Genomic DNA, 12,620 nt, shown 5'->3' on the forward strand with positions numbered 1-12,620 from the left:
CAGATGAACTTGTCAAAGAGCTGATCCAGTGTGAACCGGATCTCATGTCTGAGAGACCAGAAAGCCGCGCCGGGTTGCCCCGGCCCTTGCTTGCCCTTCTCTGAGGAAGTCCTGCGAGGCAGGCCGTTCGTCTCGGCGCCCCGTCGGTGAGCGGCTGTCTAAGGGTAGCCGGCTCGCCTGTCAACACGGCCGGGATCCGGAGGATCGCGGCCGGGGCGACGGGAGGCGGGGCAGATGGACTGCCCCAGCCTCCGCGGCCGGCTTGTACCCGAGATGGGTATGCGTGAACTCCGTTCAAGGGCAGCGCATCATCAGCCGTGCGCATCGACGACCTGCGGGACCGGTTCGCTGCGCTGCGTGTGCGGGGTCACTCCCTGGAGCGCCGCCCGTATTGAAGAGTCGCGACACCGAGACGTGCGGCTCGCACCAGCCGAGATACCGGGACCCCGTCCGCATCCCTTGCAGTGGCCCGAGCCGGTTGGCATCTGACGGGCATGACCCGTACGACCCTGGACGACAGCAGCCTCGCCCCTTTCCTGGCGGCTTTCTACGGACGCGTCCGCAGCGACCTGCTCATCGGGCCGGTCTTCGCCGCTGCGATCCCGGACGCGGACTGGCCGCACCACATGGCGACGGTCGAGGCGTTCTGGTCTTCGGTCCTGTTCAAGACGGGGCGCTACAAGGGCAATCCCTTCGGCAGGCACCAGGCGCTCGGCATCCTGCGACCCGAGCATTTCGCGCGCTGGCTCGACTTGTTCCGGGAGACGGCTGCGACGCGCTTCCTCCCGGACGATGCGGCCGCCCTGCAGGAGCGGGCCGAGCGGATCGGCGCCAGCCTTCAAGCCGGTTTGTTCTTCCTCCCCGACGCGGCGGCAGCCGCCGCTACCGGTTCCGGAGGAGATACACCTGCCAAGTGAGCATCATGCTCGCCACCATGAGGGCGGCATGCAGGAGGTGGAGGGCCGGGGAAGTGTCGGGCATGGGCGTCATCCCGGCGGACGTGCTGTCCGCAGCACGGAGCCCCCATGCAACGAACGGGCCCGCGAGTCCGGCGCCTCCTGCAAGGGGCTGCGGCTTGGGGACGGGCGCGGCGAGAGGTCTCCCGGTCCCGTGCTCGGCCCGGTGCTCAAGGTGGCAGCAGAGCCTGCGTGGTGGCGGCCCGGGCCAGGGTCGCGAGCATGTCGGTCTGGGTCACGATCCCGAGCACGCGGCGATCCGGCGCCGTCACGACGACGGCGTGGGTACGGCCATCCGTGAGCGCCGGGACCAGGACCAACGCGGGCTCGTCCGGCCCGGCGGTCCTGGCCGCGGACATCGCCTGGGCGATGTCGCCCATCGAGCGGAGGATCAGCTCGCGCAGCCCGACCGTTCCCACGAGGCGGTCGGCCGCGTCCACGACGGGCAGCGTGCGGATATCGTGCTGGAAGAGAAGCTCGCGCGCCCGTTCGACCCGCTCGTGCATCCCGATCGTGACGACGTCGCGGGACATGATGTCGGCGCAGGTCAGCGCGCCGTGGGACCGCGCGAGCGCCTTGTACTCGATCTCGCGCAGCAGCCGGTCCAGGTCGGCACGATCGATGTCGAGTGTTTCGTCGAGCGTGAGCAGCGCCGCGTCGAGGTCTCCGGCGCGGAACCCGACCCGCAGGGGAGCGGGCAGGTCCGCGGTGCCGTGGGTGTTGGCCGGTGTCGCGGCCGGCCTATGGGGATACTGGCGGCGGGCCAGCCGGTGGAAGACGATGCCGAGGCCCACCAGAACGAGCGAGTTGAGACCGACAGGCACGAACGGGAACAGGAACCCGGAGGAGGTGACCGCCGGACCACCGATGAGCGCGGTGAGCGCCGCCGCACCGCCGGGCGGGTGAAGGCAGCGGGTGAGCGACATGACGGCGATGGCGACGGACACCCCGACGCCGATCGCTGCCACCGGGTCGGGGATAAGGTGGGCGGCGGTCACCCCGATGAGGGCCGAGAGCGTGTTCCCGCCGATGATCGACCAGGGCTGCGCCAGCGGGCTGGCGGGGACAGCAAAGAGCAGCACGGCACTTGCGCCCATGGGCGCGACGATCATCGGTATATGTGGCCCCTTGCCGACGATCCAGCCGCTGATCAGGCCGGTGAGCGCGATGCCGACCAGGGCGCCCAGGCAGGCGACGAGACGCTCGCGGAGGGTCGCGCCCGGGAGCATCGGCTTGAGCTGCCAATTGCCCCACCTCTTGCCGCCCGAGCGCATGGACCCGACGATCCGGGACATCCCCCTCATGCTGACTGAACCCCTTGAAGCTGCGCGGCGTGGCGGCGCTGCCGCTCGAGGCCGATGGCGGGTACCTCTAAGCGCCAGGCTTCGGCTTGCAAACATTCTGGGCATGATGCCCGTCATGTCGGCAATCGATGGCTCGCCCGGCCGCCGCGTCCTGCTCCCGGCCGGCACCGGGCACCGCGGCAAGAGAAAAATCCCGCCTCATCCGCCCACATGCCGTCGTCGATCCGCGGTCGTCGATCCAGGCTCTCACCCGGAAGACTGCTCACCCCGGCAACCGGTACCCCGGAACCGCCCCGACCCGCGTGCCCAGCATCGCCTGGACCCGGTCGAGCCCTTCTCCCGGCAGCGATGCACTGGCGGCGAGGCAGTAGACCTCCCAGCCGACCGAGATGAAGCCGAGGCCGAAGCGTTCCGCCGCCGCGCGGGCCCCCAGGCCCGCATCGGCCGCGCCCGAGGCGATCACCGCCGCCACCGCCTGGTGGGTGAATTCCTCGAGATCGTAGCCGACGATCTCGTCGGGCCGGATTCCGGTCTCGGTAAGCAGCCGGTCGAACCAGGCCCGGGTGCCGGACCCCTTCTGCCGGTTGACGAATCGGGCTTTCGTCAGTCGCAGATCGGCCGGGCTGCGAAGCGCGAGCGGGTTGCCGGGGGCCACCAGGAAGCCCTGCTCGCGCTCGAACAGCGAACGGACCCGGAATGCCGGGTCGGCAACGAGGTCGGAAAACGGCGGGCCGGCCGCCGCCGGTCCGATCGCCCCGCAATGGAAGCCGGCCGCGTCGGCGCGCCCGTCCATCAGCCGGATCACCGCGTCGCGGCTGCCCATCACCGCGACCTCGGCCCCGCTCCACTCCGCCAGCACCTCCATCAGCAGGGGGTCGTGGCTCGCCGCCAGGCCGAGGCGACGGGAGACGGTGAGCAGGGGGGCGAGGCGAGCCTGCATCACCCGCGCCTCGCGGGCGAGCGGCAGGGACAGGCCCTCGGCGGCGCCCGACAGGGCATCGTGCAGGGCGGCACCGGTCTCGGTGAGCGTGGTGCCGTGGCCGCGGGTCTTGCGCACGAGCTGGTGGCCGATATCCGCTTCGAGCGCCCGCACGCGCTCCCAGACGGCGCGATAGGACAGGCCGATCTCGACGGCGGCGCCCTGAACCGAGCGGGTCTGGGCGATGGCCCGCAGAAGCGCGAAGATCTCGGCAACGGCGATGCGCGCCCGTCCGATCCGCAGGAAACCGCCGAGCCCGAGCTCGACCACCGGCGCTTCATCGGCAGGTGTCGTCATGATCGGCGCACCGTAGCGTCCTCTCGACCGCCGCGCACGAGCCGCGCCCGCGAGGCGTGCCGTCCATGTCGCTTAGCATGAAATCCGTGCGCGGATGGACGGCGAGGGCCGCGCCACCCTGCGCCGGGGCTCGGCGGGACGTCCGGCGCAGGTCCCGGACCGGCGCAACGGACGGCCCGGATCGGGCCCGGTTGTCCGGAAAAGGAGAGGACTCGTGCGATTTGCCGCGCGCTGCCCCGATGACTCTGCGAGCACGAGCCGCGAGTCGTACTGGAAGCAATCTTCCTATTGATGCGATCGTAATGGCATCGTACCGCCGATGAACTCGCTCATGCCGCGAGACGCGTCGATGGCTTTCGCCGGGACGCCGTTTCCGGGCGAGGCCCGAGGGACGCGAGGACCGCATGATGCAGCCGGAGCTTCTCCACCCGATCCCGGTGCGCGCCCGGCCGGTCCTGCCGGCATCGGTGACCCTGGCGCGGGCGCAGGAGGGCAGGGCGTTTCCGATGCCGGCGGACTGGATCCACGAGGGGGGCCTGCGCGCCTTTCGGGGCGATGCCGGCTATCTCGGGCGCTCGATCGCGGCGCTCAAGCTCTACCTGACCCTGGTCGTCAACCAGGACGCGACCTCGGCCGCCGGCGAGCCGTCGCCGATCCTCCTGTCCTACGAGCGGACCACCGCGCTGTGCGGCCTCTCGGACCCGCTGATCTGCGCGGGCAAGAAGGCCCTCCTCGACCAGGGCCTCGTCACGACCTGCGGCGACCGGCAGGGCGGGACGATCGCCTATCGCTTGACCGGCCTGCGCCCGTCCAAAGCCGCGGCATCCGTCCGTCGCGCGCCGCAGGCCGGCGCCCGGATCGCGGCGCTGCACGGCCTCACCTGCCGGCAGGCGCCGAACCTGGCGGTGCTGAAGACCTATATCTGGCTGAGCGCGCAGGGGAGCGACCGCGACGGCGTCGTGTTCCTCGACGTCGACACCGCCTCGGGTCTCACCAAGACCAGCCACGTCAAGATCATCGCGGCCCTCGCCGGCTTGCAGGAAATCGGGCTCACCCAGGAACTCGGGACCCCGTCGCGCCTGGCCGAACAGCGGCGGGTCCGCGTGCTGCCGCTGCGGTGACGCCGCCGCCGGGAGCGATGCTCGCCCCGCCATGAGCGGACGGCCCGTCCGGTCAGGCGGGTGAGGCGTGCGCCGCCGCGACGGACATGCGGTAATAGGCCAGCACCTCGGCCAGGCTGTCGCGCAGCGTGTGGCGCGGCCGGTACCCCAGCGCCGCGAGGCGGCTCGCATCGGCGAAGCTGCGGGCGATGTCTCCCCGCCGCCCCGGTCGCCGGGCGATCTCGACCGGGGCGGCCAGGTCGCCGAGCGCGACGAGCATCGCGAAAATCTCCTCGCCGCTGGTCTCGCGGCCGGACGCCACGTTGTAGGCGCGTCCCGGCTCGCCGTGGGCGGCCAGGACGCGCAAGGCGCCGGAGACGTCCCGGACGTCGATGTAGTCCCGGGTGGTGTCGAGCGATCCCACCTCGACGCGGGGGGCTCGCAGCCCGGCTCCGGCCTCCGCGATCTGCCGGCCGAGCCAGCCGCAGAGGTGGCGCTCGTCCTGCCCGGCGCCGACCGGGTTGAAGATCCTGCCCCACACCACCGGCAGGCAGGCCGCCTCCGCCAGGATGCGCCCCAATTCCTCCGCCGCCCGCTTGGTGGCGGCGTAGGGGTCGGCAGGTGCACAGCGGGCATCCTCGCCGAACGGGGGCTCGCGCCCGGCCTCCCAGCCGTAGACCGAGCCGGACGAGCCGAGGACGACCTTTCGCGGCATCACCCCGGACGCCCGGAGCGCGCCCAGGAGGGAGACGACACCGCCGATATTCGTGCTCACGAGCCGGTCCGGCGGGTCGTCCCGCAGGGCGGCGGCCAGATGCACCACGAGGTCGGGGCGGAACTCCCGGATCGTCCGGGCGAGGCCGGAACCGTCGCCGATGTCGATCGCCCGGTATGCGTAGCGGGGGGTTGCCAGGATCCGGACGAGGCCCGGGGGCAGGGGCGCCGGCAGCGCCGCCTCCCCCCAGTGGACCTCATGCGTGAAGGTGCCGGGCAGGGCGGGGGAGCGGCCGAGGCCGAGGATGACGGCGCCGGGCTCGGCCGCCAGCCACTCCGCGGCGAGATAGCGGCCGAGAAAGCCTTGTGCGCCGGTGATCATGATGCGGGCTGTCATGGATTCCTCCGCAGCATCGCGGACAGGCCGTGGTCGAGGGGCGTGGCGGCGTGCCAGCCCAGCTCGCGGGCGGCCCTCGCCGGGTCCCCGACGAGGGCGAGGATGTCGGCGCTTCGCGGGCGGTCGGATTCCTGTGCGACACGGGGCGCGTCGGTCCGCCCGGCCAGGGCGAGCACGCGCCAGGCCAGCTCCTCGACCGGCAGGCCGAGGCCGCTGGCGAGGTTGTAGGTCCGCGTCGGCTCCGGGAGCGCGGCGCCGCAGCACGCCACCAGCGCCGCCACGACGTCGTCGACGTGGCAGTAATCGCGGACCGGGCGAGGGTCGAACACCTCGACCGGATCACCGGACCGCGCCCGGTCCACGAGCGTGCCGAGCAGCGTGTCGGGCGCCATGCCGGGCCCGTAGACGCTGAACGGGCGGACGATCACCGCTTCGAACCCGCCCGCCGCGGCGCCGGCCCGGACGAAGGCCTCGGCCTCGGCCTTGGCGGTGGCATAGGGGGAGCGCGGCGCGAGCGGCGCCTCCTCGCCGACGGGGTTCCGCTCGGGCTGGCCATAGACCTCCGCCGACGACACGTAGATCAGCCGGGCCGCTCCGGCTCCCGCGCAGGCCTCCACCACCGCCGCGGTGCCGGCGGCGTGGATGCGGGCATAGGCCGCCGCCGCGCCGAAGGAGGCCGCGACGGACCGGGGCCCGGCGAGGTGCAGGACGAGCGTCGCGTCGCGCAGCACGGGTGCCAGGACGGCCGGATCGTCGATCTCGCCGTGCCACGCCGCGATCCCGGCGGGCGGCGCCACCGCCGCGGCGCCCGGCGGCCCGACGAGCGTGCGGACGGTGGCGCCCGCCCGGTGCAGCGCCCGCAGCAGCCGGGAGCCGATGAAGCCGCCGCCGCCGGTCACCGCCACGATGCGCCCCTCCAGCCGCCGGCACGGGGCAGGGAAGGCGGAGGCCGGCGAGGAGGCCCCGGACGGGAGCTGCGGATCGGGCATCCTCAGGCCGCGAACCCGTCGGCGAAGCGGCTCACCAGCGCCTCCGCCCGTTCCCGGGCGGCGAGGTCGTTCACGTCGATCCAGGGCGCCGCGTGATGGAAGGCACGGACCGCCGCGCCGGCCTGCAGGAGACGGTTCGCGAGGGCGGGCAGCCCGATCGACTCCCCGGGGGCGATGGCGTGCACGGCCTCGGGCCCGAGCACCGAGACGGCGCTGCAGATGCGCACGGGGAAGCTCGGCTTCTCCCGGTAGGCGACGACGCGGCTCCCCTCCAGGGTGACCTGGCCGTAGGGGATGGTGAACGGCTCGTCGTGGACCGCCAGGGTGAGGGCGGCGCCGTCGGCCCGGTGGGCGGCCAGGATGGCGCGCAGGTCGAGGCTGGTCAGGTTGTCGGCATTGACCGCCACGATGTCGCCGCGCCGCGCCGGGGACCCCGCCAAGGAGCCAGCCACGCAGGCCGCCGCACCGATGGATCCGAGAGGCTGCGGCTCCTCGATGACCGCGAAGCGCGCGCCGTGCCGCCCCGCGAGGTCCGCGCAGCGCGACCGTGCGAAGTCCCGCACCCTTCCGTCCGCCGCCGAGACCGAGACGTGGATCTCGCCGAGGCCCGCCCGCAGGAGCGCCAGCAGGTTCCACTCGAGCAAGGGCCTGCCGGCCACGGCGACCAGGGGCTTCGGCACGGCGCTGCCCGAGCGTCGCATCCGCTCGCCCGTCCCGCCCGCCATGATGAGGCCCGCCGCATCGCTCGGCATCGTCCACTCCGCGCTCGCTCCCGCCCGGGTCCTGCCGCGGACCCGGGGTCGCCCGTCAGGATAGGCCGGCGCTGGCGGCCGCACCCGACGTCCTTTCGGCGTCGGGGCACGGCCGCGCCGTTCCCAAGGGAGAGGGCGATCCGGCGCGGACGGCCGATCCGGGATGCCCGAAGAGGGGAGGCAGGCTCAGCCGTTCGGCGCGTGCGGTGCCATTGGGAGCGATTGCGAGCCGGATGCATGGGGGGAAAGCTGACCGCATCCTCCCGCACGCCCGATCAGAGGAGCGCCCATGCCGCGCCGGTTGAAAGTCGCGACGATCGTCCCGTTCCTGCATATCGGGGGCGACGAGAACCGTCTGCTCGCCTATCTGGCGGCCCGGGATTCCGACCGGTTCGATCACCTGGTGATCAGCGGCTGCGGCGCCTCGCGAGAGATGGATGATCTCTGGGGCCCGATCCGGCACCGGTTCGCGGCCCTCGACGTCCCCCTGATCGATCTCGGCCTGCCCTACGGCTTCCAGCGCCTGCGGGACGCCTCGGCGGCCGACCGCCAGCTCGGCAAGATGCAGGGCTTCGCCCGGTTCGTGCAGCGGACCGCGCGTCTGCTGCGCGAGCGGGAGATCGACGTGGTGGACGGGCGGGGCGATACCGGCACCGTGGTGGCGGCCCTGGCCGCCAAGCTCGCCGGCACGAAGGCGGTCGTGTCGACGAACTACTTCCCGCAGGTCAAGCATGCCGGCCCGCGCTCGCCGGCCTGGCATCTGTTCCGGGGTGTCTACGGCCTCGTCGACGCGGTCGTCTGCGATTCCCAGACCTGCCTGGACGCGATGCGCCGGTGGATGCTGTTCGCGCCTCCCGGCTACTGCGTTCCCAACGGGATCGAGCCGCCGCGGGCGGCCCGCCCGGCGCAGGAGGTCGCGGCCGAGCTCGGCATTCCGGCCGGGGCGACGGTGATCGGGCAAATCGCCCGCATCCAGCCCTACAAGGGCCAGGAGCTCCTGCTGGACGCGGCGAGCCGGATCATGGCCGAGGTGCCGGAGGCGTTCCTCCTCCTGTGCGGCTACCCGTCCTACAACCAGGAGGGCCTGGACCACCGGGACCGGCTCGTGCAGATGATCGCGGCGTCCGGGATGGGCGACCGTATCCGCCTGGTCCCCTATCCGGGGCCCGTCGGCGACGTCTGGCCGCTCGTCGACATCCACGCCCACCCGACCTTGCTCGATTCCTCCCCGATCGCGCTCCTCGAGGGCATGTCGGTCGGCAAGCCGGCGGTGACCACCCGGGTTGGCGGCATCCACGAGCTGATCCTCGACGGCGAGACCGGGATCGTGCTGCCCCGGAGCGATGCGGGCCTGCTCTCCGAGGCGCTGCTGCGCCTTCTCCGGCAGCCCGAGGAGGCGGCGCGCCTCGGGCGCAACGCCCACGCGCGCTACCAGGCCGGCTACACGTCACGCGTCATGGCGGGCCGCATCGAGGATCTGTTCGAGCAGGTCCACGCCTCGCCGCGCAGCCGGGTCGCGCAGGCCGCGTAGGGCCGCGGCCTCGAGGGGCCGGTCCAGAGGGGCCGGCTCTCGGAAGGGCAGGATCGGGGCCGCATTCCGCCGGCTACGGGGCCGCGACCTCGTCCTGCCGGCCCGCCCAGACGAGGGTGGCGCAGGCCTCGGCCCTGTCGGCCGGGATCAGGGGGTCGGCCTCCAGCGCCCGGCGAACCGACGACAGGCTCGGCTGCTCCAGCGCGTCGAGCAGGCACCGTTCGTGGTCGCGGAAGGCGGCGAGCCAGGTCTCGACCGGAGCGGGGGCCGGGGCCGGGAGCAGGGGCCCCGAACCTGCCGCATCGACGCGCGCGCGCCCCTCCTCGACGACGCCCGAGGCGGCGAGGGCGTTGAGCTCGCACAGCACCGGCCGCCGGGAGCGGAGCGCCTCGATCGCCGGGACGACGGCGTGCGGGTACCAGGCCATGTCGCGGGTCCGGAGGCTCGGCGGCGACCGGCCGGGATCGGCGCGCAGCTCCTCCAGGAGCCGGGTGCGGAGCCCCGCCAGGAACGCGGCGCGGCCCCGTTCGGGAGCGGGCGCCGCGGACCGCATGAGGCGGAAGTACTTGGTGGGGACGGCGTGCAGGGCGGCGATCTCGTCCGCCCGGATCCCGTCGAGGGTGTCCGTGCCGAGCCTGCGGGCGAGGTCGGGGATGCGGTCGACCCCGTCCCATTCCAGCCGCACGATGAAGCCGCGGTGGTTCAGGCCCGCATAGGCCCAGCAGGCCCGTGCCGGGTCCTCCCCCAGCACGGCCGCTGCCGCCGCCAGGGTCACGCGCGGCAGCTCGCACAGGCCGACGCAGCGCGTGACGCCGGCCCGGATCATGCGGGCGGTGGTCAGGCTCAGCGGATTGGTCAGGTTGAGCACCACCGCATCCGGGCATTCCTCCACCAGGGCGCGGCAGGTCTCGGCCAGGGGGTCGCGCAGGCGCAGGGCGGCCTGGAGCGCGCCGGGCCCGAGGGTCTCGTCCGCCACGAGGCCGCAGGCCTGCGCCAGATCCTCGTCCCGCTGCCGGCCCGCGATCCCGCCGTAGCGGATCTGGTGGATGACGATCCCGGCCCCGCGCAGGGCCGCCCGGGCGTCGGTCGTCCAGGCGGTGGTCCAGCCGAGGGGCGCGAGGCGGCCGCGCACGTAGCGTCCGACCGCGTCGAGGGCTTCCCGATCCCGCCCGGCCAGCACCAGGGCGCCGGGTGGCACGGCCGGTTCCCGGTCCGCGAGGGCGTCGGCGAGGGCGGCCGTGTAGGGCGTGCCGCCGCCGAGCACGGCAAGGTGTCCGGTCACGCGGGTCCGCCCCATTCACGCGCGGCGAGGCGGCCGGCGCCGATCAGCCCGGCATCGTCGCCCATCTCCCCGAGTTCCAGCATCCGCCCCCAGTCCTGGCCGAGGTCCCAGGTGCTCGCCGCGGCGGCCTGCCCGACCTGCGCGAGGTAGGCGGGGCCGAGGGCCTGCGCGAAGCCGCCCATGATCACGAAGCGCTCGACGCCCACGGCGGCGTGGATGCCGGCGAGCGCCCGGCCGAGCGGCGCGGCGAGCGCCCCCACCAGCGCCGCCGACCAGGGATCGCCGGCCCGGAAGGTCCTGGCGACGAGGTGGGAATCGACGCGCGCCGCCCGGCCGGCGACCGGCGCGGCCAGGGACGAGCGCGCGAAGGCGCCGGGATCGCGGCAGGCCAGGCGCAGGGCCTGATCGGGCACGGCCCGCCCGCAGGCGAGGCCGGCGAGATGCCCCCGTGCGCCGCATTCGCAGAGCGGTGCCTCGTCGGAGAAGTCGACCCGCAGGTGGCCGATCTCGCCGCCGCGTCCGGCCGGGCCGACGGCGGGCCGCCCGTCGAGGAACACCTTGTGGCCGATCCCGGAACTGACCGTCACGATGCAGGCATCGTCGCGATCGTGACGGAGGAAGCCGTATCCGGCCGCGCTCAGGTCGTTGACCACCCGGATCCGCACCCCCGGCCAGATCGCCTTCACCCGCGCCGCCACCGGCTCGGGATCCGCTTGCGTCCCCCAGACGGTCGGCGCGCGCAGGGCGACCCCGCCTTCGTCCACCGGGCCGGGGAAGCCGACGACGATGCGGTCGGGGGCGTCGGCGCCGAGGCGCGCGGCGAGGCGCTCCATGAGGTCGTAGAGGCGGGTGCGCAGCCCCGGGCCGGGCTCGGAGGCGCCGGCGGAGATGGACGGCGTCGCCGCCCGCTCCGTGCGCAGGAGCCGTCCCGCAGCGAGATCATAGAGCCCGGCCCGGGTCATGGTGCCGCCGATATCGAAGACCAGGGCCTGCGCGTCGGGCGCTCCCATCGCTCAGGATCCGGCCAGGTTGAGGCTGCCGGCGGCGCGAAGACCCGGGCGGGCAAGGCTCACCGGCCCCGGAATCCCGGGGGGAGGCGCGAGGGCCTGCAGCGCCCGGACGATCATGTCCGGCCCGACGGCGTCGGCCGCCTGCAGGAAGCGGGATGGGCCGAGGTCGGTCGGCAGGACCAGGTTGGGCCGTCCTCCGCGGTGGAGCGCGGCCTGCTCCAGCGCGCGCCGGCAGAGCTCGGGGGTGAGCAGCGGCGAATCGGTCGGGAGGCCGAGCCGCCGCAGGAGGGAGAGGATCCGGTTCCGGGATGCCGGCGCGACCAGGCCGAGTTCCGCCGAGAGGGCCATGGTCAGCGCCATGTCGATCGCCACGGCTTCGCCATGCGACAGGCGATGGGCGGAATCGGCTTCGAGGAGCGGGCTGAACGTATGCCCGAAATCCACCAGGCGCTCGTAGCCCTGGTCCTCGTAGGGGTTCTGCGCGAGTTCCTGCAGCATGAGCAGGGCCGACTGCCACACGATCGCGCGGCCCGCCGCCCGGGGCGTGGCGAAGCTCGTCCGGACCAGCTCCTCGGCGTGCCGGTCCACCAGGTTCAGGAGGTCGGGGTCGCAGACGATGGCGATCTTGACGATCTCGGCGAAGCCCTCCCGCTGGTGCCGGGCCGGCAGCGTGCGCAGGAAGTCCGGGGCGATCAGCACGTGGGCGGGCGCATGGAAACACCCGAGATAGCTCTTGTGCCCGTCGAAGTTGACCGCGCCCTTGTAGCCGAGCCCCGCATCGACCTGCCCGACGAGGGTGGTCGGCACCCGGACGTGCCGGATGCCGCGCCGCAGCCAGGAGGCGGCGACCGTGGCGATGTCGCTGCAGACCCCACCCCCGACCGCCAGGAGCACGCCGCCGCGGCCCAGGCCGAGTGCGTGGGCCCGGCGGCAGACGTGCTCGACCTGCGTCACGGTCTTGCCGGCCTCCGTGCAGGCGAGCACGAGAATCCGCCGGCCGGTCGGGTCCAGGACGGCCAGGGCGTCCCCGTGCAGGGCCTGCACGGTCGGCGTCGTGACGACCAGAAAATCCTGCCCGGCGGTCCAGGGCCGGAGCGACTGGAGCGCGCTCGCGGCCGCCCCGTCCTGGAACACGACTTCGTAAGCCGTCCGGCGAGTCGCCGCAGCGAGAGACACCTGCGGGGTCTCCAGTCCAGAATCGCGCAGGGCCATGGCCATCGTGTGGGCATCCTTCAGAGAGGGGGGATCGCCTGCGCGCCCGGCCTTCGGCGCGAGGCAGGCGGGTGTCGGGGCGCGGCCCGACGCGGAT

Annotated in this window: 11 protein-coding genes; 3 read left to right on the plus strand and 8 right to left on the minus strand. The window is 73.7% G+C overall.

Going from position 1 to position 12,620, the window contains the following annotated elements; translation table 11 throughout:
* The first annotated feature begins 494 nt into the window (after positions 1-494).
* Positions 495-917 carry a group III truncated hemoglobin gene (locus VQ03_RS07645; protein ID WP_048450285.1) on the plus strand — a complete coding sequence of 141 codons (423 nt, stop codon included), beginning with the start codon at positions 495-497 and terminating at the stop codon, positions 915-917.
* 209 nt (positions 918-1,126) lie between these two features.
* Here the strand turns inward: VQ03_RS07645 and VQ03_RS07650 are convergent, their stop codons facing one another.
* Both VQ03_RS07650 and VQ03_RS07655 read right to left on the minus strand, forming a co-directional pair.
* Positions 1,127-2,251, minus strand: a complete 1,125-nt coding sequence (locus VQ03_RS07650; RefSeq protein WP_083467838.1) for an HPP family protein — start codon at positions 2,249-2,251, stop codon at positions 1,127-1,129.
* 271 nt (positions 2,252-2,522) lie between these two features.
* Positions 2,523-3,536 (minus strand): substrate-binding domain-containing protein, encoded by a 1,014-nt coding sequence (locus VQ03_RS07655; RefSeq protein ID WP_048450286.1) that lies wholly within the window; start codon positions 3,534-3,536, stop codon positions 2,523-2,525.
* Positions 3,537-3,940: 404 nt separating this feature from the next.
* Here VQ03_RS07655 and VQ03_RS07660 point away from each other — a divergent pair, with 404 nt between their 5' ends.
* The gene (locus VQ03_RS07660; protein WP_048450287.1) at positions 3,941-4,657 is read left to right on the plus strand and encodes a hypothetical protein; all 717 of its coding nucleotides are present in this window, start codon (positions 3,941-3,943) and stop codon (positions 4,655-4,657) included.
* 52 nt (positions 4,658-4,709) lie between these two features.
* Here VQ03_RS07660 and VQ03_RS07665 read toward each other — a convergent pair whose 3' ends face one another.
* Genes VQ03_RS07665 through VQ03_RS07675 form a run of 3 tightly spaced genes read right to left on the minus strand, consistent with a single transcriptional unit; the run spans position 4,710 to position 7,488 of the window.
* Entirely contained in the window at positions 4,710-5,747 is a 1,038-nt protein-coding gene (locus VQ03_RS07665; protein WP_048450288.1) for an NAD-dependent epimerase/dehydratase family protein, read from the minus strand.
* On the minus strand, positions 5,744-6,736 hold the full coding sequence (locus VQ03_RS07670) for an NAD-dependent epimerase/dehydratase family protein (RefSeq protein WP_053078440.1): 993 nt from the start codon (positions 6,734-6,736) through the stop codon (positions 5,744-5,746). The genes VQ03_RS07665 and VQ03_RS07670 overlap by 4 nt, the downstream gene beginning before the upstream one ends.
* 2 nt (positions 6,737-6,738) lie before the next feature.
* Positions 6,739-7,488: a nucleotidyltransferase family protein gene (locus VQ03_RS07675; RefSeq protein ID WP_053078441.1), complete on the minus strand. Its 750-nt coding sequence runs from the start codon at positions 7,486-7,488 to the stop codon at positions 6,739-6,741.
* A gap of 289 nt (positions 7,489-7,777) precedes the next feature.
* Between VQ03_RS07675 and VQ03_RS07680 the strand changes: the two genes are divergently transcribed.
* Positions 7,778-9,019, plus strand: a complete 1,242-nt coding sequence (locus VQ03_RS07680; protein ID WP_048450289.1) for a glycosyltransferase family 4 protein — start codon at positions 7,778-7,780, stop codon at positions 9,017-9,019.
* A gap of 73 nt (positions 9,020-9,092) precedes the next feature.
* Here VQ03_RS07680 and VQ03_RS07685 read toward each other — a convergent pair whose 3' ends face one another.
* The 3 genes from VQ03_RS07685 to VQ03_RS07695 are packed head-to-tail and all read right to left on the minus strand — an operon-like array spanning position 9,093 to position 12,529.
* The gene (locus VQ03_RS07685) at positions 9,093-10,301 is read right to left on the minus strand and encodes a family 4 glycosyl hydrolase (RefSeq protein ID WP_167376063.1); all 1,209 of its coding nucleotides are present in this window, start codon (positions 10,299-10,301) and stop codon (positions 9,093-9,095) included.
* Positions 10,298-11,311 (minus strand): ROK family protein, encoded by a 1,014-nt coding sequence (locus VQ03_RS30905; RefSeq protein ID WP_053078442.1) that lies wholly within the window; start codon positions 11,309-11,311, stop codon positions 10,298-10,300. The genes VQ03_RS07685 and VQ03_RS30905 overlap by 4 nt, the downstream gene beginning before the upstream one ends.
* A 3-nt stretch (positions 11,312-11,314) precedes the next feature.
* On the minus strand, positions 11,315-12,529 hold the full coding sequence (locus VQ03_RS07695) for a 3-dehydroquinate synthase family protein (RefSeq protein WP_053078443.1): 1,215 nt from the start codon (positions 12,527-12,529) through the stop codon (positions 11,315-11,317).
* Between the last annotated feature and the right edge of the window lie 91 nt (positions 12,530-12,620).

Source organism: Methylobacterium tarhaniae (genome assembly GCF_001043955.1).
In the GTDB taxonomy this organism is placed as follows: domain Bacteria; phylum Pseudomonadota; class Alphaproteobacteria; order Rhizobiales; family Beijerinckiaceae; genus Methylobacterium; species Methylobacterium tarhaniae.